At 74.0% G+C, this 19,735-nt stretch carries 18 protein-coding genes; 5 read left to right on the top strand and 13 right to left on the bottom strand.

Annotated features, from left to right (window positions below):
- Positions 1-271 precede the first annotated feature (271 nt).
- Positions 272-673, top strand: coding sequence for an RDD family protein (locus tag ACH495_RS21860; protein WP_396859551.1), 402 nt, complete (start codon positions 272-274; stop codon positions 671-673).
- Positions 674-735: 62 nt separating this feature from the next.
- On the opposite strand, the gene ACH495_RS21855 is transcribed toward ACH495_RS21860, so the two are convergent.
- Entirely contained in the window at positions 736-1,425 is a 690-nt protein-coding gene (locus tag ACH495_RS21855; protein WP_396859550.1) for a DUF4191 domain-containing protein, read from the bottom strand.
- A 217-nt stretch (positions 1,426-1,642) separates the two neighbouring features.
- Here ACH495_RS21855 and ACH495_RS21850 point away from each other — a divergent pair, with 217 nt between their 5' ends.
- Positions 1,643-1,813, top strand: a complete 171-nt coding sequence (locus ACH495_RS21850; RefSeq protein ID WP_396859549.1) for a hypothetical protein — start codon at positions 1,643-1,645, stop codon at positions 1,811-1,813.
- 176 nt (positions 1,814-1,989) lie between these two features.
- Positions 1,990-4,932 carry an ATP-binding protein gene (locus tag ACH495_RS21845; RefSeq protein ID WP_396859548.1) on the top strand — a complete coding sequence of 981 codons (2,943 nt, stop codon included), beginning with the start codon at positions 1,990-1,992 and terminating at the stop codon, positions 4,930-4,932.
- Between the two features lie 32 nt (positions 4,933-4,964).
- Here ACH495_RS21845 and ACH495_RS21840 read toward each other — a convergent pair whose 3' ends face one another.
- Positions 4,965-6,752: a DUF423 domain-containing protein gene (locus ACH495_RS21840; RefSeq protein WP_396859547.1), complete on the bottom strand. Its 1,788-nt coding sequence runs from the start codon at positions 6,750-6,752 to the stop codon at positions 4,965-4,967.
- A gap of 60 nt (positions 6,753-6,812) precedes the next feature.
- A complete protein-coding gene (gene lipA / locus ACH495_RS21835) occupies positions 6,813-7,802 on the bottom strand; it encodes a lipoyl synthase (protein WP_396859546.1) in 990 nt (329 codons plus the stop codon).
- A 470-nt stretch (positions 7,803-8,272) separates the two neighbouring features.
- Here lipA and aspS point away from each other — a divergent pair, with 470 nt between their 5' ends.
- Positions 8,273-9,559: an aspartate--tRNA(Asn) ligase gene (aspS, locus tag ACH495_RS21830; protein WP_396859545.1), complete on the top strand. Its 1,287-nt coding sequence runs from the start codon at positions 8,273-8,275 to the stop codon at positions 9,557-9,559.
- A 58-nt stretch (positions 9,560-9,617) separates the two neighbouring features.
- Here the strand turns inward: aspS and ACH495_RS21825 are convergent, their stop codons facing one another.
- The 4 genes from ACH495_RS21825 to ACH495_RS21810 form a co-directional block, all read right to left on the bottom strand.
- A complete protein-coding gene (locus ACH495_RS21825; protein ID WP_396859544.1) occupies positions 9,618-10,223 on the bottom strand; it encodes a lytic polysaccharide monooxygenase in 606 nt (201 codons plus the stop codon).
- A gap of 160 nt (positions 10,224-10,383) precedes the next feature.
- Positions 10,384-10,776: a VOC family protein gene (locus tag ACH495_RS21820; RefSeq protein ID WP_396859543.1), complete on the bottom strand. Its 393-nt coding sequence runs from the start codon at positions 10,774-10,776 to the stop codon at positions 10,384-10,386.
- A 4-nt stretch (positions 10,777-10,780) separates the two neighbouring features.
- Positions 10,781-11,422, bottom strand: a complete 642-nt coding sequence (lipB, locus tag ACH495_RS21815) for a lipoyl(octanoyl) transferase LipB (protein WP_396859542.1) — start codon at positions 11,420-11,422, stop codon at positions 10,781-10,783.
- Positions 11,423-11,474: 52 nt separating this feature from the next.
- On the bottom strand, positions 11,475-13,286 hold the full coding sequence (locus tag ACH495_RS21810) for a DUF2079 domain-containing protein (RefSeq protein ID WP_396859541.1): 1,812 nt from the start codon (positions 13,284-13,286) through the stop codon (positions 11,475-11,477).
- A 146-nt stretch (positions 13,287-13,432) separates the two neighbouring features.
- Between ACH495_RS21810 and ACH495_RS21805 the strand changes: the two genes are divergently transcribed.
- Complete coding sequence (locus ACH495_RS21805) at positions 13,433-14,662, top strand: alpha/beta hydrolase family esterase (RefSeq protein WP_396859540.1); 1,230 nt, start codon at positions 13,433-13,435, stop codon at positions 14,660-14,662.
- Positions 14,663-14,746: 84 nt separating this feature from the next.
- On the opposite strand, the gene ACH495_RS21800 is transcribed toward ACH495_RS21805, so the two are convergent.
- The 6 genes from ACH495_RS21800 to ACH495_RS21775 all read right to left on the bottom strand — a co-directional run bounded on the left by ACH495_RS21800 (position 14,747) and on the right by ACH495_RS21775 (position 19,677).
- Positions 14,747-15,646 (bottom strand): TIGR01777 family oxidoreductase, encoded by a 900-nt coding sequence (locus tag ACH495_RS21800; RefSeq protein WP_396859539.1) that lies wholly within the window; start codon positions 15,644-15,646, stop codon positions 14,747-14,749.
- A gap of 93 nt (positions 15,647-15,739) precedes the next feature.
- Complete coding sequence (locus tag ACH495_RS21795; RefSeq protein WP_396859538.1) at positions 15,740-16,135, bottom strand: type II toxin-antitoxin system VapC family toxin; 396 nt, start codon at positions 16,133-16,135, stop codon at positions 15,740-15,742.
- Between the two features lie 16 nt (positions 16,136-16,151).
- Positions 16,152-16,421, bottom strand: a complete 270-nt coding sequence (locus tag ACH495_RS21790) for a type II toxin-antitoxin system Phd/YefM family antitoxin (protein ID WP_396859537.1) — start codon at positions 16,419-16,421, stop codon at positions 16,152-16,154.
- Positions 16,422-16,711: 290 nt separating this feature from the next.
- Positions 16,712-17,722, bottom strand: a complete 1,011-nt coding sequence (locus ACH495_RS21785; protein ID WP_396859536.1) for an aldo/keto reductase — start codon at positions 17,720-17,722, stop codon at positions 16,712-16,714.
- Positions 17,723-17,726: 4 nt separating this feature from the next.
- Entirely contained in the window at positions 17,727-18,680 is a 954-nt protein-coding gene (locus ACH495_RS21780) for an LLM class flavin-dependent oxidoreductase (RefSeq protein ID WP_396859535.1), read from the bottom strand.
- A 118-nt stretch (positions 18,681-18,798) separates the two neighbouring features.
- Entirely contained in the window at positions 18,799-19,677 is an 879-nt protein-coding gene (locus ACH495_RS21775; RefSeq protein ID WP_396859534.1) for an oxidoreductase, read from the bottom strand.
- Between the last annotated feature and the right edge of the window lie 58 nt (positions 19,678-19,735).

The raw sequence follows: 19,735 nt of genomic DNA, 5'->3' as shown, positions 1-19,735 counted from the left end.
GGTCACAGAAACGTACGTCGACGAACTTCACGTCCTCGTTGCTGAGGTATCGCAGGAGTTCCTCGGAATTGGCGAACACACGTCCTCCTGGCAGGTCCACTCCGGTGGCTGACTCTTGGCGACGCTATGGCCGGGGGGTTGCCCGGCCGTGTCTCCTCTGTTTCCGCCGTGTTACGTCGCTCGCGGAGCGTCATCGCCCGCGCGGTCTGTCCGCCAATGACGGCCTTGTCGGATTTTTCGGTGGGCGTCGAGGCGGCGCTACCCTGGCCGCGTGACCGATACCGCCGCCGCCCCGGTGCCACCCGCCACCGACCCCGCCTTCACGCCACCCAGCCTCGGCCGCCGGTTCGGCGCGCTGATCATCGACTGGGTGCTCTGCCTGATGGTCGCCCGGTCCTTCGCCGACCCGGTCCGCGACGGGTGGCCGCCGGTCCTGGTGCTGATCCTGGAGTACGGCTTCTTCCTCGGCCTCTTCGCCCAGACCCCCGGCATGTACCTGACCCGGCTGCGCTGCGTCGCCTGGGCCGACGGCGGCCGGATCGGGCTGGCCCGCGCGCTGCTGCGCGGCCTCCTGCTGTCCCTCGTCGTGCCGGCCCTGGTCATGGACCAGCACCGGCGGGGCCTGCACGACCGGCTCACCGGCGCGGTCGTCACCGACGCGCCGCGCCGCTGACCCAGACCGAAAAAGGAGCCGGCCCCGCGCGGGGCCGGCTCCGGTTTCGCGTACGCCGGGAGTCAGCGACCCCGGGTCTGCCGGAACGCGCCACGCGCCGGCCGCATGTTCTTCGGGACCGCGCCCTTGGGCATCTGCGGCCGTGCGGTCAGCGCCTTGAGCCGCTTGTCGAGCGCGTTGACGTCCTTCGGCGAGAGGGACCGGGGCAGCCGCATCAACGTCATCCGCAGCTTGCGGACCGGCAGCTCACCCTCACCCTGACCGATCACGTAGTCGTGCAGCGGGGCCGAGCCGATCACCTTGGCCAGCCGGCGCTTCTCCTGGCCGAGCAGGCCCCGGACGCGCTGCGCGTTCCCCTCGGCCAGCAGGATCACGCCCGGCCGGCCCACCACCAGGTGGATCATGTCCATCTGCGTGGTGGAGCTGACCGCGGGGGTGACCCGCCAGTCGCCGCGCATGCTCTCCATGATCTGCGCCGCTGCGCCGGGCTGCCCCTCGGCGGCGTTCATCATCGCCTTGTTGGAGCGCAGGTTGAGCACGATCAGCACGGCGAGCAGGGTGAGCAGGATGCCGATCGGGAGGAAGAGCCAGCCCCAGGCGAGCACCGCGACCACGGTGAGCGCGAGCGGGATCAGCACCGCCGCCGCGGTCAGCGGCGCGAACCACTTGTCCTGCTTGGCGGTGAACTTGAAAACCATCCCGATCTGCTTCAGCCGCTGGCCGAACGAGACCTTCTCCTGGGGCTTTGCCATGCCGCAGAGTCTAGTGGTCGGCGCTCACCCCGTTGATCCGTGGCCACCCGTTCCGGCGCGGGGCTGAGTACCTTACGTCCGCGCCGGGTCCCGCCGGCCCCCGGGTAAGGAGGCGGCGCAGCCGAAGATCGGGCGGCGTACCCATGCGCCGGGGGCACCTTCGCGCGGACAGTCGACCTCGACGGAGCACGACCACCGCACGACAGGGAGCACCGAGATGTTCGGCAACGACGCAGAGTTCCTGCTCGGCATCCACCGCAGCCACGCCGCCGAGTTGCAGGCCGACGCGGCCCACGACCGGCTCGCCCGGTCGCTGCCCCGCCGGCACCCGCACGGCTGGCTGGGCCGGCGCCAGCACCCCGCCCGCACCACCGACGCCCGCCGGTGACCGCCCCGCCGGTCACCCGGCGGGACGTCGCCGGGTTCCCGGGGCCGGCAGTCGTCGGTCCGGCCGTTGCCGGGTTTGTGCGGCCGGCAGTCGTCGGTCCGGCCGTCACGGGGGCGGTCGGACCGGCGGTTCCCGGCGGCCCGTTCGGCCCGGCCGGGGCGTCGGACCGTCGTGGCATGCTCGACGGCGTGACCGTACGCGCCGCCAGCACCGTGCTCGTCGGCCGGCAGCCCGAGCTGGCCGCGTTGCGCGTGGCGCTGGCCCGGGCCGGGGGCGGCGACCCGACCACCGTGCTGGTCGGCGGCGAGGCCGGTGTCGGCAAGACCCGGCTGCTGGAGGAGTTCGGCGGCCACGTCGCCGCGGCCGGGGCGCGGCTGCTGGTCGGCCAGTGCCTCGAGCTGGGCGAGGCCGGCCTGCCGTTCGCCCCGTTCGCGGCCGCGCTGCGCGACGTGCTGCGGCACGACGGCCCGGCCGCGTTCGCCGGCTACGAGGCGGAGTTCGCCCGGCTGCTGCCCGAGCTGGCCCGGATGCCGGCCGGTGCCGCCGTGCCCGCCGGGCCGGCGCTCGCCGACACCCCGCGCGGCTACCTGTTCGACCTGGTCGCCGAGCTGTTCCGGCGGCTCGCCGAGGACCGCCCGCTGGTGCTGGTGATCGAGGACCTGCACTGGGCCGACCGGTCCACCCGGGACCTCATCGGCTTCCTGGTGCGGGCCGCCCGCGCCACCCGCCTGCTGGTCCTCTGCACCTACCGCACCGACGAGCTGCACCGCGGCCACCCCCTGCGGCCCTTCCTCGCCGAGCTGGACCGGGTCCGCGGCGTCGACCGCGTCGAGTTGGGCCGGCTCGACCGCGACGGCACCGCCGCCGTGCTCGCCGACCTGCTCGGCGCCGAGCCGTCCGCCCGCGCCGTCGACGACGTGCACGACCGCACCCAGGGCAACCCGTTCTTCATCGAGGAGCTGGCCGCGGCCGGCAGCCCGGTCGGCTGCGCCGCGCTCCCCGAGACGCTGCGCGACCTGCTGCTGGCCCGGGTGGACCGGCTGCCCGAGCCGGCCCAGCGGGTGCTGCGGATCGCCGCCGCCGGCGGCACCCGCTTCGCCCACCGGCTCCTCGCCGAGGTGGCCGGGCTGCCCGAGGCCGAGTTGGAGGACGCGCTGCGCGCCGCCGTCGCCGGGCAGCTCGTGGTCGCCGACCCGGAGGGCGACTACGAGTTCCGGCACGCGCTGGTCCGCGAGGCGGTGCACGACGACCTGCTCCCCGGCGAGCACGCCCGGCTGCACGCCCGCTACGCCGCGGCGATCGAGACGCAGCCGCACCTGGTGGCCGCCGGTCGCGCCCCGGCCGAGATCGCCCACCACTGGTACGCGGCGCACGACCACCCGCGCGCCCTCACCGCCGCCCGGGTCGCCGCCGCCGCGGCTGCCGACCGCTACGCGTACGCCGAGCAGAGCCGGCTGCTGGAACGCGTCCTCGAACTGTGGGAGCAGGTGCCCGACGCCGCCGACCGCCTCGGCATGGACCACCTGCGGGTGCTGGAGGAGACGCTCACCGCGGCGGTCACCGCCGGCGACCTGAGCCGGGCGCTCACGCTCACCCGGGCCGCGCTGGCCGAGGTCGACTCCGCCGCCGAGCCGCTGCGCGCCGCCGGCCTGCTCGACCACCGGGGCCGGCTGCTCGCGCTGCTCGGCAAGAGCGACGGGGCGCCCGAGCTGCGCGAGGCGTACCGGCTGGCGGTCGGCGCGCCCGGTGGTCCGGCCCGGATCGGCGTGCTGGCCGACATCGCGGCGCACCTGATGAAGGTCGACCCCCGGGAGGCCGCAGTGGTCGCCGCCGAGGCGATCACGGGCGCGTCCGAGGCCGGCACCGACCTGGTGCTCCTGCCCACCCGGATCGCGGTGCGGCACCGAGTCGACGGCACCCCGGAGCGCGGCCTCGCCGAGCTGCGCCGGGTCGAGGCGCGCGCCCGCGCCGCCGGCGACTCGTGGGCGCTGGTCAGCGCGCTGGTCTTCCTCTCCGACGTGCTCTACGAGCTGGGCCGGTACGCCGAGTCCGAGCAGGCCGCCGCGGCCGGGGTGACCGAGGCCCGCCGGGTCGGGATCAGCCGCTCGATCGGCGCCTACCTGCTGTCGAACCGCGCCGAGGCGCTGATCGCGCTGGGCCGGTGGGACGAGGCGGACGCGACCTGCGCCGAGGCGGCCCGGATCGACCCGCCGGGCGTCTCCGGGCTGCACTGGCTCCAACTGCGCGCCGGGCTCCGGCTGGCCCGGGCCCATCCCGCCGCCGACGAACTCGTCGGGCGGGCGCTGGCGTTCCTGGGCCGGCCCTACCTCTGGCCGAACCACCGGCTGCCGCTGCACGAGTTGCGCGTCGAGGCCGCCCTGGCCGCCGACGACAAGCCGGAGGCGGTACGCGCGGCCCGCGCCGCCCTGGCCGACACGCACCTGGTCGACCTGCCCCGCGAGGGCTGGCCGGTGCTCAGCGCGGCGGCCCGGGCGGCGGTGCTGGCCGGCGACCGCACGGTGGCAGCCGAGGTGGCTGCGGCGGCGGCCGTGCTGCCCACCCGCCATCCGGCCGAACGGGCGCACGCCGCCCAGGTCGCCGCGCTCCTGACCGGCCTGCTTCCCGAGGGCGAGGAACCCGGCGAGGCGCTGGGCGCGTGGCGGGCCGCGGTGGCGGCGTGGCGGGCGGCCGGGCAGCCGTACCCGCTGGGCCGGGCGCTGCTCGGGCTGGCCGAGGTGGCCGCGGCGGCCGGCGAGCGGGACGAGGTGGCCGCCGCGGTCCGGGAGACGGTCGAGCTGGCCGCCCGCCTGGGCGCCACCCCGCTGGGCGAGCAGGCCGCCACGCTGGCCCGCCGGGTCGGGCTGCGTGGCACCGGGCGACCCGGGCCGGACCTGCTGACCAACCGGGAGCAGGAGGTGCTGCGGCTGGTCGCGGAGGGGCACAGCAACAGCCGGATCGCCGAACGGCTCTTCATCTCCCCGAAGACGGCTAGCGTGCACGTCTCCCGGATCATCGCCAAGCTCGACGTGACCAACCGGGTGGAGGCCGCCGCGCTGGCGCACCGCCTCGGCCTGCTCGACCCGCCGTCAACCGCCCCGGCCCCGCGTCGGGCCCGGTAGGCCGCCACCGCCTCCGGTGGGTGCGCGGCCGGTCAGCGACGGGGCAGATAGATCCGCCAGCCGGGAATCGTGATGACGCGCAGCGCGCCCAGGTCCGCGCCGAGCTGTCCGTCCAGCCGCGCGGCCAGCGGCGATCCGTCCGGGGCCACCCAGGCCGCGTCCGGGTCCGCGGCGACGGCCCGCCGATATTCCGGCAACCGGTCGAAGCCGGGGCGCAGCCGGTCGTCGACCACCGCGCATACCACGTCCTCGCCGGTGGCGAACGTGAGTCGGTTACAGGTCCAGTAGCCGCCCCACACGTGCCGGACCTCGAGCGCGCCGAGCGTGTCGACGAGCGCCCGGTGCCGATCGGCCTCGGCGTGCACGGCCGGCACCGCCCGGATCACGTCCACCGTGGCGCTCGCCCCGGTGCCGAGCACCCCGGCCAGCACCGCGACCGCCGCGGCCCCACCGACGGTGGCCCTCGCCGCCGCGGTCTTGATCGACTCCAGGTCGGGGAAGTGGCGGTATCCCGGCCGCCCCGACACCGCCACCTCGCCGAACTGGCGTCGCCCGCCGAGCGGCCCGGCCAGCAGCCCGCCGAGCGGCCGGGCGAGTGGGCGGGCGGCCTGCCACAGCGGCCAGAGCAGGGCGGGAACGGCGACCGCCAGACAGGACAGGTAGCGGCTGCTCTCGATCGGCGTCCGCCCGGCCGCGCTGCTCGCCGTGTACGCCGCCAGCACCGTCGCCGCGCCGGCGAGCAGCGCCAACCGCACACCAGCCGACACCCGCCGATCCGCCGGTCCGGCGGGATCGTCACCGGATCGTGGACAGGTGGCGTTCGCCGCGAACGGAACGTGTCCAAGACCTGTGCGCGCAACCGCGCCGCGCAGGGTGCGCCACGCGGCCAGCGCGGCGAGCAGCAGCAGGACCGGGAAGACCGGCGCCCACCAGAGCTGCCACGGAGTGCAGTGGCCGGGGGAGCAGAAACCCATGGCCAGCGGCGGGCCGAGGACCAGCCCGCCGTGCAACCGTTCGGCCCAGCCCGCCGCCACGTCCGAGCTGCTGGCCCGCACCACAGCGGTGAGCGGGTTGCGACCGTGGCGCAGGCTGTCCAGCAGCATCGGCGCGGCGCCCAGCAGCAGCGCGCCGACCAGCACCGCCCCGGCGCGGCCGGCCAGCTCCCGCCGTCGCCACACCAGCAGCAGCGCACCGAGCGCCGTCACGTACGGCAGGACCAGCGGGTCGACCCAGAGCAGCACGCCGGCGACCAGGCCCCAGGCCGCCCAGCGGGGCAGCCGGGTGCCCGGCCCGTCGGCGCACAGCCCGACCGTGAGCAGCGCCAGCGCCGTCCCGGCCGGATTCAGCTCCGGATAGCCGCCCCCGGCGATGAGCTGGTTCTTCACCACCCGGTCCGCGCCGAGCGCGAGCACGGCGACGACCAGCAGGGCGTACCAGGGGTCGCCGCCGAGCCGGCGGGTCAGCCGCCACGACAGCAGCAGGAACAGCGCGTACAACGCCAGCGTGGGCAGCCGCAGCACCAGCACGGACGGCCCGGCGACCGCGACCAGCGGCGCGGCCAGGTACGCCTCCAGCGTGCCCATGTAGGCCTGGCCGTAGAACCAGACCGGGAACGCGTCGCCGCGGGCGATGTGCAGGGCGGCCAGCCCCATGGTCGCCTCGTCGCTGTTGCTGGGTGGCGCGTCGGCGAGCAGCAGCGCCAACCGGTAACCGACGCCGGCGCACCCGACCAGCAGGGCGAGCAGCGTCGGCAGCCGGGGCCGCCGGGGCGTACGCGGCCGGTCGGCGTCGCGTGGCTCCTGGCGTACCCCGGCGGTCATGCCTTTGATCATGGCATCCGGCGGGTGGCCGGCGGGGGGTGACGCGGTCGACGGCCGGCCTCAGCCGGCGACGGCGATCCCCTCGCGGGCGGCGAGCGCCTGCTGGTAGAGGCGGCCGGCCCGGTACGACGAGCGGACCAGCGGGCCGCTCATCACGCCGGCGAAGCCGATCTCCTCGGCCTCCTCGCGCAGCTCGACGAACTCCTCCGGCTTGACCCAGCGGGTGACCGGGTGGTGCCGGGGGGAGGGGCGCAGGTACTGCGTGATCGTGATCAGCTCGCACCCGGCCTCGTGCAGGTCGCGCAGCGCCTGGGAGATCTCGGCGCGCTCCTCGCCCATGCCGAGGATGAGGTTGCTCTTGGTGACCAGGTTGGCGGCGCGTGCCTGCCGGATCACGTCGAGCGAGCGCTCGTAGCGGAACGCCGGGCGGATCCGCTTGAAGATGCGCGGCACGGTCTCCACGTTGTGCGCGAGCACCTCGGGCCGCGAGCCGAAGACCTCGGCGAGCTGCTCGGGCACCGCGTTGAAGTCGGGGATCAGCAGCTCGACGCCGCAGCCGGACCGGAGGGCGTGGATCTGCCGGACCGTCTCGGCGTAGAGCCAGGCGCCGCCGTCGGGCAGGTCGTCGCGGGCCACGCCGGTGATGGTCGCGTAGCGCAGGCCCATCGCGGCGACCGACTCGGCGACCCGACGCGGCTCGTCGGCGTCGAACTCGGCCGGCTTGCCGGTGTCGATCTGGCAGAAGTCGCAGCGCCGGGTGCACTGGTCGCCGCCGATGAGGAAGGTGGCCTCCCGGTCCTCCCAGCACTCGTAGATGTTGGGGCAGCCGGCCTCCTGGCACACGGTGTGCAGCCCCTCGCGCGAGACGAGCCCGCGCAGCTGCGTGTACTCCGGGCCCATCTTGGCCTTGACCTTGATCCACGGCGGTTTGCGCTCGATCGGCGTCTCCGCGTTGCGCGCCTCGATCCGCAGCATGCGGCGCCCCTCCGGCGCGACCGTCGCGGTGGACGCTGGCTGCTGAGTCGTCGGCGCAGAATGCTCGATCGTCACAAACCGAGCCTACGCCGGTCGGCGACGGTCGATGGACGTCGGGCGACGGCCGTCACGCCGGAAATGTTGTGACGCCGGACACGAGCGCCGAAAATATTCACGTCACAACGGGCGGTCGCGGTGCTAGCGTGCCGGCAGAGCTGCGACGGAGCCGAGTAGCGGACCGACCCGCCAGCCCAGAGAGCCGCCGGTTGCTGCGAGGCGGTCTGGCGCCGGCCCGCGAAGACCCTCCCGAGCTGCGGGAAGAACGGCCGTGTGTAAGGAAGGGCCCCTTTTTAACGCCTCCGGTAGAGGCGGGGCCCCCGCTTAACACCCGCGCCCAGTAGACCCCGCCCGGCTGGCCCCGGTGAAAAGGCGACGAACGAGGCTCCCGCTTGCGGCGGGGGCGAAGGTGTGGTGGCACCGCGAGGTTCCCGCTCGCCCACACCTCCCTGGGGATCGCGTTGCGATTGATCAAGGAGGTAGCCACCGTGCAACGCATCCTGTCCCACGAACTTTCCGCCCATGTCGGCGCGACCGTCCGGCTCGCCGGGTGGGTCCACCGCCGCCGGCTGCTCAAGTCGGTGGCCTTCCTGATCGTCCGGGACGCCACCGGGCTCGCCCAGGTGGTGGTCGCCGCGCCCGCCGTGCGCGCGCAGGTCGAGGCGCTTTCCGAGGAGACCGTCGTCGAGGTGGTCGGCACCGTGGTCGCGAACCCCGCCGCGCCCGCCGGGGTCGAGGTCGTCGAGCCGACGGTACGTCCGCTCGGCCCGCCCGCCGTGCCGCCCCCGTTCGACCTGTACCGGCCGGCGCTCACCGCGAGCCTGCCCACCCAGCTCGACCACGCGCCGACCGCGTTGCGCCACCCGACCCGGTCCGCCGCGCTGCGGATCTCGGCGGCGGCGGTGGCCGGCTTCCGGGCCACGCTCGACCGGCAGCGCTTCGTCGAGGTGCACACGCCCAAGGTGGTCGGCTCGTCCACCGAGAGCGGGGCGAACGTCTTCGCGCTGGACTGGTTCGGTCGGCCCGCCTACCTGGCCCAGTCGCCGCAGTTCTACAAGCAGCTCATGGTCGGCGTCTTCGAGCGGGTCTACGAGGTGGGGCCGGTGTTCCGCGCCGAGCCGCACGACACGGTGCGCCACCTGGCCCAGTACACCTCGCTCGACGTCGAGCTGGGCTTCGTGGCCGACCACCGGGACGTGATGGGCGTGCTGCGGGACACCCTCGCCGGGATGCTCGCCGGCGTTGTCGAGCGGGCCGCCGGCGCGCTGGACACGCTCGGCGTGACGGTGCCGCAGGTGCCCGCCGAGATCCCGGCGGTGCACTTCACCGACGCGCTGACGATCGCCGGGGCGCCGGCCGACGAGCCCGACCTGGCGCCCGCGCACGAGCGGGCGCTGGGGGAGTGGGCGCGGGCCGAGCACGGCAGCGACTTCCTGTTCGTCACCGGCTACCCGATGGCGAAGCGGCCCTTCTACACCCACCCGGACCCGGCCCGGCCGGCGTACGCGAACGGCTTCGACCTGCTGTTCCGGGGGATGGAGCTGGTCACCGGCGGGCAGCGGCTGCACCGGTACGACGACTACCTGGCCGCGCTGGCGGCGCGCGGCGAGCCGCTGGAGCCGTACGCCGGGTACGTGGACGCGTTCCGGCACGGGATGCCCCCGCACGGCGGTTTCGCGATCGGGCTGGAGCGGTTCGTCGCCCGGCTGACCGGCGCGGCCAACGTCCGCGAGGTGACCGCCTTCCCGCGCGACCTGCACCGCCTCACCCCGTGAGGCACGGCTCCGGCCCAGGAACACGGGGTCCTGGGCCGGAGCGACGTGCGGTACGCGATCAGGTGAAGTTCACGTCACTGCACCACATGTACGCCTGGTCGAGGTGGGATGCCTGCCAGATGACGAAGAGGATGTGGTGTCCGGTGTAGCCGGAGGTCGAGACGTTGAAGCTGATGTTCTGCGACGGCGCGTACCGGCCGGTCTGCGTGATGTAGTCGAGGTTGCCCCACCCGAGCGTCTGGGTGGTCGGGTTGAACCCCTGCTTGCTGACGTAGACCTTGAAGTAGTCGGCGCCGTGGCTGGCCTGGTCGTAGAGCTGCACGGTGAAGTTGCGGCTGATGTTCGTGGTCTTCCACGCCCCGGGCCGGTTCAGGCTGTCGTTGCGGGACAGCGCGTTGCTGCAGAGCTGCCCGTCGGGGGTGCGGGCCTGGAACTGGCCACCGAGGCCGTCGCGCAGCGCGCTCATCCAGTTCCACATGGTGTCGGCGTTGGCCTGGAAGGCCTGCCAGCACATCGGGTCCTGCTGCTGCATGGCCGGGTCGGTGTGGTGGCTGCCCCAGGTCTGCCAGCACTTGTAGGCGCGGGTGGCCGGGCTGACGATCGTGCCGTGGGCCTGGGCCGCGCCGGGCACGGCCAGGATGCCGGCGATCAGGGCGAGCGCCACGACGAGCGCGCGGACGGTTGATCGCGGTCGTCCGGATTGGTGGTGGGAACGCACGGTTACGTCCTCCTTCGGCGCATAGGATGGGAGTGGGAGCGCTTCCATACCCAGCGTCGCATTCACGACAGTAAATATCAATGCTTATCGATTGATCCTTCTTGGATCAGGCGGGACCGAGCAGGTCCCAGGCGTTGCCGGCGATGTCGCGGAAGACCGCGACCCGGCCGTACGGCTCGGTGCGGGGCGGGCGGACGAACTCGACGCCCGCGTCGGCCATCCGGCGGTGCACGGCGTCGAAGTCGTCGACCCGGAGGAAGAAGCCGACCCGGCCGTGCGTCTGGTCGCCGACGGCACCGGCCTGGTGCTCACCGTCGGCGCGGGCCAGCAGCAGCCCGGTGCCGCCGCCCGGCGGGCGGACCACCACCCAGCGCTTGGGCCGGCCGTCGTTCGTCAGCGAGGGCGAGTCCTCGGCCAGCTCGAAGCCGAGCACCTCGGTGAAGAACGCGATCGCCGGGTCGTACTCGGCGACGACGAGGGTGACCAGGTCGAGCCGCACCCGGTCAGACCCGGGTCAGCGTGGGCAGGTGCCGCTCCACCACCGGCAGCACGTCGGCGACCGTGACCGGCCGGCCCAGCTCGGCGCTGAGCGAGGTGACGCCGGCGTCCCGGATGCCGCAGGGCACGATCCGGTCGAAGAAGCCCAGGTCGCAGTCGCAGTTGATGGAGAAGCCGTGCAGCGTCACGCCCCGGGCCACCCGGATGCCGATGGCGGCCACCTTGCGCGCCGGGCCCCGGTCGTCCGCCGGCACCCACACCCCGCTGCGCCCCTCGACCCGGCCGGCGGTCAGCCCGAACTCGGCGCAGACGTCGATCAGGAGCTGCTCGGTGCGCCGGACGTACGCCACCACGTCGACCGGGTCGGGCAGGCGGACGATCGGGTAGCCGACGAGCTGCCCCGGACCGTGCCAGGTGATCTTGCCGCCGCGGTCCACGTCCACCACCGGCGTGCCGTCCGTCGGCCGGTCCCACGGCTCGGTCCGCTTGCCGGCGGTGTAGACGCTCGGGTGCTCCAGCAGCAGCACCGTGTCGCCCCGCTCGCCGGCCACCACGGCCTCGTGCAGCCGGCGCTGCTCGTCCCAGGCAGCCTGGTAGTCGAGCCGGCCGGCGCGGACGGCGGTCGGTCCGGAAGTCGTCACGCTCACCCGACCAGCCTAGTCCCGCCGGCCGGGCCACCTCCCGGTGACGCTCGTCGCGTCACGCCGGAGGCACCCGCCACACCCACACGTCCTCGACCCGTTCCGGCGGGCCGAGCAGCGCGGTGGCGGTGCGGCGCAACGCCTCCTCGTCGACGTCGAACTTGGCGCCGTGCACCCGGTCGGCCAGCACCACCGCCCGCACCCCCCAGTAGCGCAGGTCGGCCCGGGACTCCTCGATGCTGCCCTCGGTGATGATCGGCACCAGCCCGGTCCGCCCGGCCTGATCCATCAGCGTGTCGAAGGTGCGCGGCACCGGGCCGATCCGGCCCCGGCCGTCCGGGCCGCCCGGGCCGAGGAAGAAACCGGCCGGGATGCGGAACTCACCCTGCCGGTGGGCGAGGGCGTACGCCTGCCAGCGCTGCCCGTCCGGATAGACGTCGACGGTCAGCGGCAGCGGGGTGAGCACCCCGTCGGGCGGGACGTAGCGCTGCCAGGCCCCGCCGGTGATGAACGCCGGGATCGGCTCGCGGACGCTGGTGAGCAGCGGGGTGGGCAGCAGCGGCAGCAGCGCGGCGGCGAAGCCGACCAACCAGGCCGCGCCGGTCACCCGCCGCCGGGGCGGCCGGGCGCGCAGCGCGTCGATCGCGTACGCCAGCAGCAGGCCGATCACCGGTGCGACGACAAGCGCCAGCCGGGACGGCAACGCCGCGTTGACCACCGGCAGGTTGTCCAGCACCCCGAACGGCAGCAGTTGGTCGGTACGCCGGCCGTTCCACTTGGCGGTCGGCCCCCAGGAGAGCACCGCGAAGACCACAGCGGTCACGCCGAGCGCGAGCAGGGTGGCCCGGAACGCCCGGTCGGCGCGCCGCCAGAGCAGCGCGAAGCAGGCGACCGCGAGCAGCAGCAGCGGCACCCCGAAGAACGAGTTCTCCTCGGTCGGGTTGGGGGCCAGCGAGGTGCCGAACCCGGCCCAGCCGGCCAGCGACCGGCGCGGGTACGACAGGTACGCGGCGATGTCCTCGGAGTGGATCAACGGGTCGAAGCCGGTGCCGTGGAACCGTTGCGGCCCGGCGAAGTGCAGCCAGAGCGGGTACGCCAGCAGCACGCCGGCCACCAGCGCGGTCACCCCGAGCCCGGCCGCCATCCGGGGCAGCGCGGCCCGCACCTCCGCGCGCCGGGCCGGGTGCAGCGCCCAGACCAGGAGGAACGCGGCGAGCGCCAGCGCGGTGAAGAACAACCCCTCGGCGGCGATCGAGAACGCGACGGCCACCAGCAGGCCGAGCACGATCCCGCCGCGGACCGCGCGACCGGGCCGGCGCAGCCGGAACACGCCCCAGATCAGCAGCGGCACCAGCCAGCCGGCGGTCCAGTTCAGGTGCGCGTTGGCGTGCGACACCATCGCCGGGCAGTAGGCGATGAACAATGCCCCCACCCCGGCGGCCAGCCGGCTGCCGACCAGGTGCCGGCTGAGCAGCCAGTACCAGGCCACCGCGGTGGCGGCCAGGTTGAGCGTGAGGATCACCAGGAACGTGGCGGGCGGCCCGACCAGGTACGTCAGCGGCGCGAAGACCGCCGCGTACACGGTGATCGAGGTGTTGACCGCGAGGTTCACCCCGTCCGGGACGTTGATCAGGTGGGTGAAGAGCGGGTTCTCGCCGTGGGTGAGCGCGTGCCCGCCGAAGGCCAGCAGCCACTCGAAGAGCGCCTGGTCGCTGGCGTTGACGGTGATCGTCCGCGTGTTCGGGTCCCGCCACATCCCGCTGGTCACCCAGAGCGCCAGCGCCACCGCGGCGAGTGTCACCAGCAGGTCGGCACGCCGGTCGCGGGCGGCGGTGGCGGGCGGCGGGTCGGCGACCGGGGAGGACGGCACGCAGCGGACGTTACCAACCGGACCCGGGCACACCGCCCGGACGGTGAATGTGTGACCGACAGCCATTCCCGTCGATGAAACACGGACGTAACGTTCCGGCAACTCGGAGAGTGACCCAGTTCACATTCCATGATCGGGAGGTCCCCGTGTCCCGCTCCTCATCCCTCATCACCCGCCTCGCCGGGGCGGTGGCCGGGGTCGTGCTGGCCGCGGCCGGCGTCCTGGTCGCCGCGCTGCCCGCGCAGGCCGCTTCGTTGACCCAGGTCACCGGGTTCGGCTCCAACCCCGGCAACCTGACCATGTACGCCTACCGCCCGGACGGCCTGCCCGGCAACGCGCCCGCCGTGGTGCTGCTGCACGGCTGCACCCAGAACGCCGCCACCTACTTCACCAACTCCGGCTGGCAGAAGTACGCCGACCAGTGGAAGTTCGCGCTGATCGTGCCGCAGCAGCCCGCCGGCAACAACGCCAACTCCTGCTTCAACTGGTTCGAGACCGGCGACACCGCCCGGGGCCAGGGCGAGGCGCTGTCGGTCAAGCAGATGGTCGACTACGCGAAGTCGAACTACGGCACCGACGCCGGCCGCGTCTACGTCAGCGGTCTCTCCGCCGGCGCCGCGATGAGCGCCGTCATGCTCGCCACCTACCCGGACGTGTTCGCCGCCGGCTCGATCGTCGCCGGCCTCCCGTACCGCTGCGCCACCAGCACCACAAGCGCGTTCAGCTGCATGAACCCGGGCGTGGACAAGACCCCGGCGCAGTGGGGCGACCTGGTCCGCAACGCGTATCCCGGCTATGCCGGCAAGCGGCCCCGGGTGGCCGTGTGGCACGGCACCAGCGACTACACGGTCAACGTGGCGAACGCGACCGAGTCGCGGGACCAGTGGACCAACGTGCTCGGCGTCTCGCAGACCCCGACCAGCACCTCGTCCCTGCCGGGTGGCACCAGCCTGGAGGTCTACGGAAGCGACCAGGTGCGCGTCTACCGCGTCTCCGGCATGGGCCACGGCACCCCGGTCGACCCGGGCCCGGCGGCGGACCAGTGCGGCACCGCCGGGGCGTACTTCCTGGACACCATCTGCTCGACGTACCGTGACGCGCTCTTCTTCGGCCTCGGAGGCGGCGGCGCCACGCCCAGCCCGACCCCGACGGCGACCGCGTCACCGACCGCGTCGCCCACCCCGACCGCGTCGCCGACCACCGCGCCGGTCTGCGTCACCGCCAGCAACTACGCGCACGTCGCGGCCGGCCGGGCCTACCAGTCCGGCGGGTACGCCTACGCGCTGGGCAGCGGTCAGCGGATGGGCCTCTACAACACGTTCTACACCACGTCGTTGAGGCAGACCGGGCCCAGCTACTGGGTCATCGGCTGCTGACCCGATGTAAGGAGGGGCCCCCGCTTAACGCCTCCGGTAGAGGCGGGGGCCCCGATTAACACCTACCAGCAGCTCGCGTCGCCCTCAGCCGGTGAGGGCGGCACGCAGCGCGCCCGGCAGATCCGGATGGGTCCAGGTGAAACCGGCCCGGTCGAGCACGCCCGGCAGCACCCGGGTGCTGGTGAGCGCCTCGTGCGCGAAGCCGCCGAGCACCACCTGCAACGCCACCGCCGGGATCGGCATGATCGCCGGCCGGTGCAGCTGGTGGGCCAGCTCCCTGGTGAACTCGGCGTTGGTGACCGGCGCCGGACCGACCACGTTCACCGGGCCGGCCACGTCGTCGCGGGCCAGCAGGAACGCGGTCGCGTCCAGCCAGTCCGGCATCGAGATCCACGGCAGCCACTGTCGGCCGTTGCCCAGCTTGCCACCGACGCCCAGCCGGAACGGCAGGAGCTGCGGCTTGAGCAGACCACCGTCGCGGTGCAGCGGCAGCCCGGTCCGCAGCCGCACCACCCGTACGCCGGCGTCCTCGGCCGGCCGGGTCGCCGCCTCCCAGACCCGGCAGACGTCGGCGAGGAACCCCTCGCCGGCCGGCGCGTCCTCCTCCACCGTGCGGTCCCCGGTGTTGCCGTACCAGCCGACCGCGGAGGAGTTCAGCAACGCGGCCGGCCGGTCCGCAGCGGGCAGGCCGGCGATCGTGATGGCGAGCGTGGTGGTGCTGTCCACCCGGCTGGTCCGGATCAGTTTCTTGTAGTCGTCGTTCCAGCGCTTGTCGCCCACCCCCGCGCCGGCCAGGTTCACCACCGCGTCGGCGTCCGCGACCACCTGCGGGTCGAGCTGTGCGGCGGACGGATTCCACTGCCGCTCGTCCGGGGTGCGCGGCGCGCGGCGGACCAGGCGGGTGACCTGATGCCCGTCCGCGCCGAGCCGGTCGACAAGTCGGGTGCCGAGGAAGCCGGACACGCCGGCCATGAGGATCCGCATGCTCACATCTTCGGGTACGCGACGCGATCCGGATGCGTGGAGCGGAATCACTCACTCGTCACGCACGCCGCGCACCTGGTCGAACCCGGAACGTCAGCCGGCCGGCCGACTGACTGGGCGAACAGCTACCAGCTCATCCAGCCCGACGAAGTCGGCGGGATTGGTGGTGTAGAGAGGAAGGGCGTTGGCATGCGCGACGGAAGCGATCATCAGGTCAGTCACTCGGCGGCGTGTCCCACGCCCGGCGGCACGCACGGCTGCTGAGATCAGGCCGAAAGCCCGTGCTGCCTCCGCGTCGAACACAAGTGGCTCGAAAGTGGCCTCGACATGCTGCAACACACTCATCCGGCGGGCCCGCTCGCCGGGATCGTCGGTGTGATGCGGGCCGGCCGAGAGTTCCGCAAGGGTGACTGCGCTGATCACCATCTCGTCGGGCAACTCCGACGCGACCAAGCCGCTCAGATGGATGACGATGTTGGTGTCGATCAAGCCCCGGACGGAGTTCTCACCAGTCACGACTGAGGAGATCCTGGTCCATCGCGGCATCGAGGTCAGCTCGCAGCCGTGCCTCGTCGAGCCTGGGGGCGCTGGCGAAGGTCGCGAGCACCTCGGCTCTGGGTACGAACATGCGCCTTCGGATCGGAATCAACCGCCCGATCGGCGTGCCATTGCGCGTGATCGTGAAGGATTCGCCGCGCTCCACCCCACGCATGATGGCGCCGGAGTCGTTTCGCAGCTCACGTTGAGTGATCTCTCGATGGGCGTGCTCAGCCACGCCGAAATCTTATCCCACAGTTGCTACGAAGTGCTACACGGTGAGCTGACGACTACCGGCGCAGCGTCGCGTGGGCGTGTCGCGCCCCGCAGCCGAGACGCCTCGGCAGCGGTATGCCTCAGCGTCATATTTATGACGCTGAGGCATACCGCATTCGACGAGACATGTCTGCCGTCCGCGACACGCCCGGCACCGGAGCGGTCGCGCCACTCCCCGGTGCGGCCGTCGATGGCCTCCCGCCGGGTGTCGCCCTGGCGCAGGTGCCGGGCGTACTCGTCACCCTGCCGCACTCACGCGGTCGCCGGGGTGGTGCGCAGGTCGGCGAGGAGGCGCTCCACCTCGGCGAACGCCGCCTCCGGCAGCGGCCCGTGCGCCAGCGCGCCGAGGTTCTCCTCGGCCTGGCCGACGGTCCGGCAGCCGGGGATGGGCAGGGTCTGCGGGCTGCGGGCGAGCAGCCAGCCCAACGCGCCCTGGGCGAGCGTGCGCCCGTCGGCGGTGAGCGCCTCGCGGACCCGGGCCACCCGATCGGCCCACTCGGCGCGCGGCACGCCGTCGCTGAACCAGGTCAGCCACTCGGGGGCCACCCCGCGCACGTCGTCGTCGCCCCGGGCGGTCGGGGTGTCCTGATACTTCGCCGTCAGCAGGCCCATCGCCAGCGGCCCCCGGTTGAGGCTGGCCAGGTCGAACTCCTCGCAGACCGCGAGCATCGCGGCGTTGTCCCGCAGCACCGACTGGTCGTGCTGGATCGCCGCGCAGTGCGGGCCCGCCTCGGCGAACGCGCGCGCCGAGGCCGGGTCGTCAGTGCTCCAGCCGTACGCCCGGATCTTGCCCTCGCCGACCAGGTCCTCCAGCGTGCCGACCAGGTCCAGCGCCTGCGGCACCGGCAGGCCGCCCAGGTGCAGTTGGTAGAGGTCGACGTGGTCGGTGCCGAGCCGGCGCAGCGAGCCCTCCAGGCTGCGCCGCGCGTATTCCGGGCTGCCGTCCTCGCCGGCGGCCTGCCGGGTCGCCTCGTCGGTCGGGTAGCCGAACTTGGTGGCGATCACCGCCCCGTCCCGGCGGCCGGCGAGCGCGCGACCGAGCACCCGCTCGCTGTGCCCGGCGCCGTAGTTGCTGGAGGTGTCGAAGAGCGTTGCGCCCAGCTCCAACGCCCGGTGGATCGTGCGGACCGACTCGTCGTCGTCCACCTCGCCCCAGCCGAGCGGCTGCGTGCCCGCCCAGAGCGGGCCGCCGATCGCCCAGCAGCCCATGCCGATGGCGCTGACCTCGATGCCGCTGCGGCCCAACAGTCGTGTCGTCGTCATGGTTTCAGTGTCCTATCTCGAGTGCGCTCGAAGTCGACCCGTTTCCCGCCAGCCGCGGCAGGAGCGGCGCGAACGCGTCGACGGCGTCGGCGCGTACCACGAAGCGGGTGACGCCCCAGCGGCGCCGGTGCCCCGCCACCGCCGCGACGATCTCGTCGGCGGTGCCGATCAGCACGAACGGAGTGGCCAGCACCTCGGCCGGAGTGAGGCCGGTCTCCGCGGCCGTCTCGGCCGCGACCGCCTCCGCGTCGTCGGTGACCGCGACGCGCTGCACCAGCGCCTCCAGCGCCGGCGCGTCCTCCCGGCCGGCCGCACCGGCCGCCATCTGGGCGAGCTGCGCGTCGAGCTGGTCGGCCCGCCACCGCACCTCGTGCCGGTGGCCGTCCGGCAGGGTACGCCCGAAGCCGGTCAGGCCGACCACGTCGGCGTGCGCGCCGGCCCACCGCAGCAGCGTCGAGTTGGCCGTGCCCACGGTGAGCGGGATCCGGCCCTGGACCGGCCGCGGACCGGCGAGGCGGGCGGCGTGCGCGGCCAGGTCCGGCGTGTCCACGGTGACCTCGTCGCCGGCCAGCAGCGCCCGGACCGCCTCGGCCACCGCCACGCAGCGGCGGACCCGGCCGGCGACGTCCGGGCGCTCGCGCCCGACCGCCCGCCACTCGCCCGGCGTGTGGCCGGCGCCGAGGCCGAGCCGCGCCCGGCCGCCGGAGACCACGTCCAGGGTGGCCACGTCGGCGGCGAGCAGGATCGGCTCCCGGACGCCGGCGTTCGACACGTACGAGCCGAGGCCCAGGGTGCCCGTCACCGCCGCGGCGGCGGCCAGCGCCACGAACGGGGACGGGCCGAAACCCGGGTGGTCGGCGGCCAGCAGCGCGTCGAAGCCGGCGGCCTCGACGGTGCGGGCCAGCTCACCCCAGCTCACCGCGTCGGTGGGCCGGGCCTGCACGGAGAAGGTCGCCATCGGCCCAGTCTCCGCCGCGCCCCCCGCTCCCCACCCACCCCTTCTGCCAAGGGCCGAACGGTAAGGAGGGGCCCCCGCTTAACGCCTCGTGCATAGCAGGGGCCCCCGCTTAACAACCTCAGACCGCGTCGAGCCGCACCAGATCGGCGGGGGAGAGGCGGAGCGCGCCGGCCGCGACGTTCTGCTCCAGGTGCGCCGGGTCGCCGGTGCCCGGGATGGCGAGCACGTTCGGGCCCCGGGCCAGCGTCCAGGCCAGCCGGACCTGGGCGGCGGTGACGCCGTGCTCCCGCGCCACCGCGAGCACCTCCGGGTGTTCCTCGCCGGTCGCACCCGCCTCCCGTCCGCTGGTGACGATCGAGAAGAACGGCACGAACGCGGTGCCGTGCGCGGCGCAGTCCCGGATCAGCTCGTCGTGGATCCGGCGGTAGCCGAGCCCGTACGAGTTCTGCACGCAGACCACCGGGGCGATCGTCCGCGCCTCGGCGACCTGGTGCGCGCGGACCGCGGAGACACCGAGGTGCCGGATCAGCCCGGCGTCGACCAGCTCGGTGAGCGCGCCGAAGTGCTCGGCCAGCGGCTCCGGCCCGTACACCCGCAGGTTGACCACGTCCAGGTGGTCCCGGCCGAGCTGGCGCAGGTTCTCCTCGACCTGGCCGCGGAGCTGCTCCGGCCGGGCCGCCGGCAGCCACTCGCCGGACGGGTCCCTGCCCGGCCCGACCTTGGTGACGATGACCAGATCCTCCGGGTACGGCCAGAGTGCCCGGTTGATCAGCTCGTTGGCCGAGCGCAGCGGTGAGAAGTAGAACGCCGCCGTGTCGATGTGGTTGACGCCCAGCTCGACCGCGCGGCGCAGCACGGCGACGGCCCGGTCGCGGTCGCTGGGGCTGCCGTCGGCGTTCGCGGTGAGCCGCATCGCGCCGAGGCCGATCCGGTTGACGGTCAGGTCGCCGAGCTGCCAGGTGCCGGCCGCGTCGGCGTGGACGGTGTCGTTGGTCATGCGGGTCCCCGTTCTTCGAAGTGGTCCTGCCGCGCCCGGCTTACCCGGCGGGCACAAC

Source organism: Micromonospora sp. NPDC018662 (assembly GCF_044391475.1).
Lineage (GTDB): Bacteria > Actinomycetota > Actinomycetes > Mycobacteriales > Micromonosporaceae > Micromonospora.
This window is presented reverse-complemented; position numbering and strand designations above follow the sequence as displayed.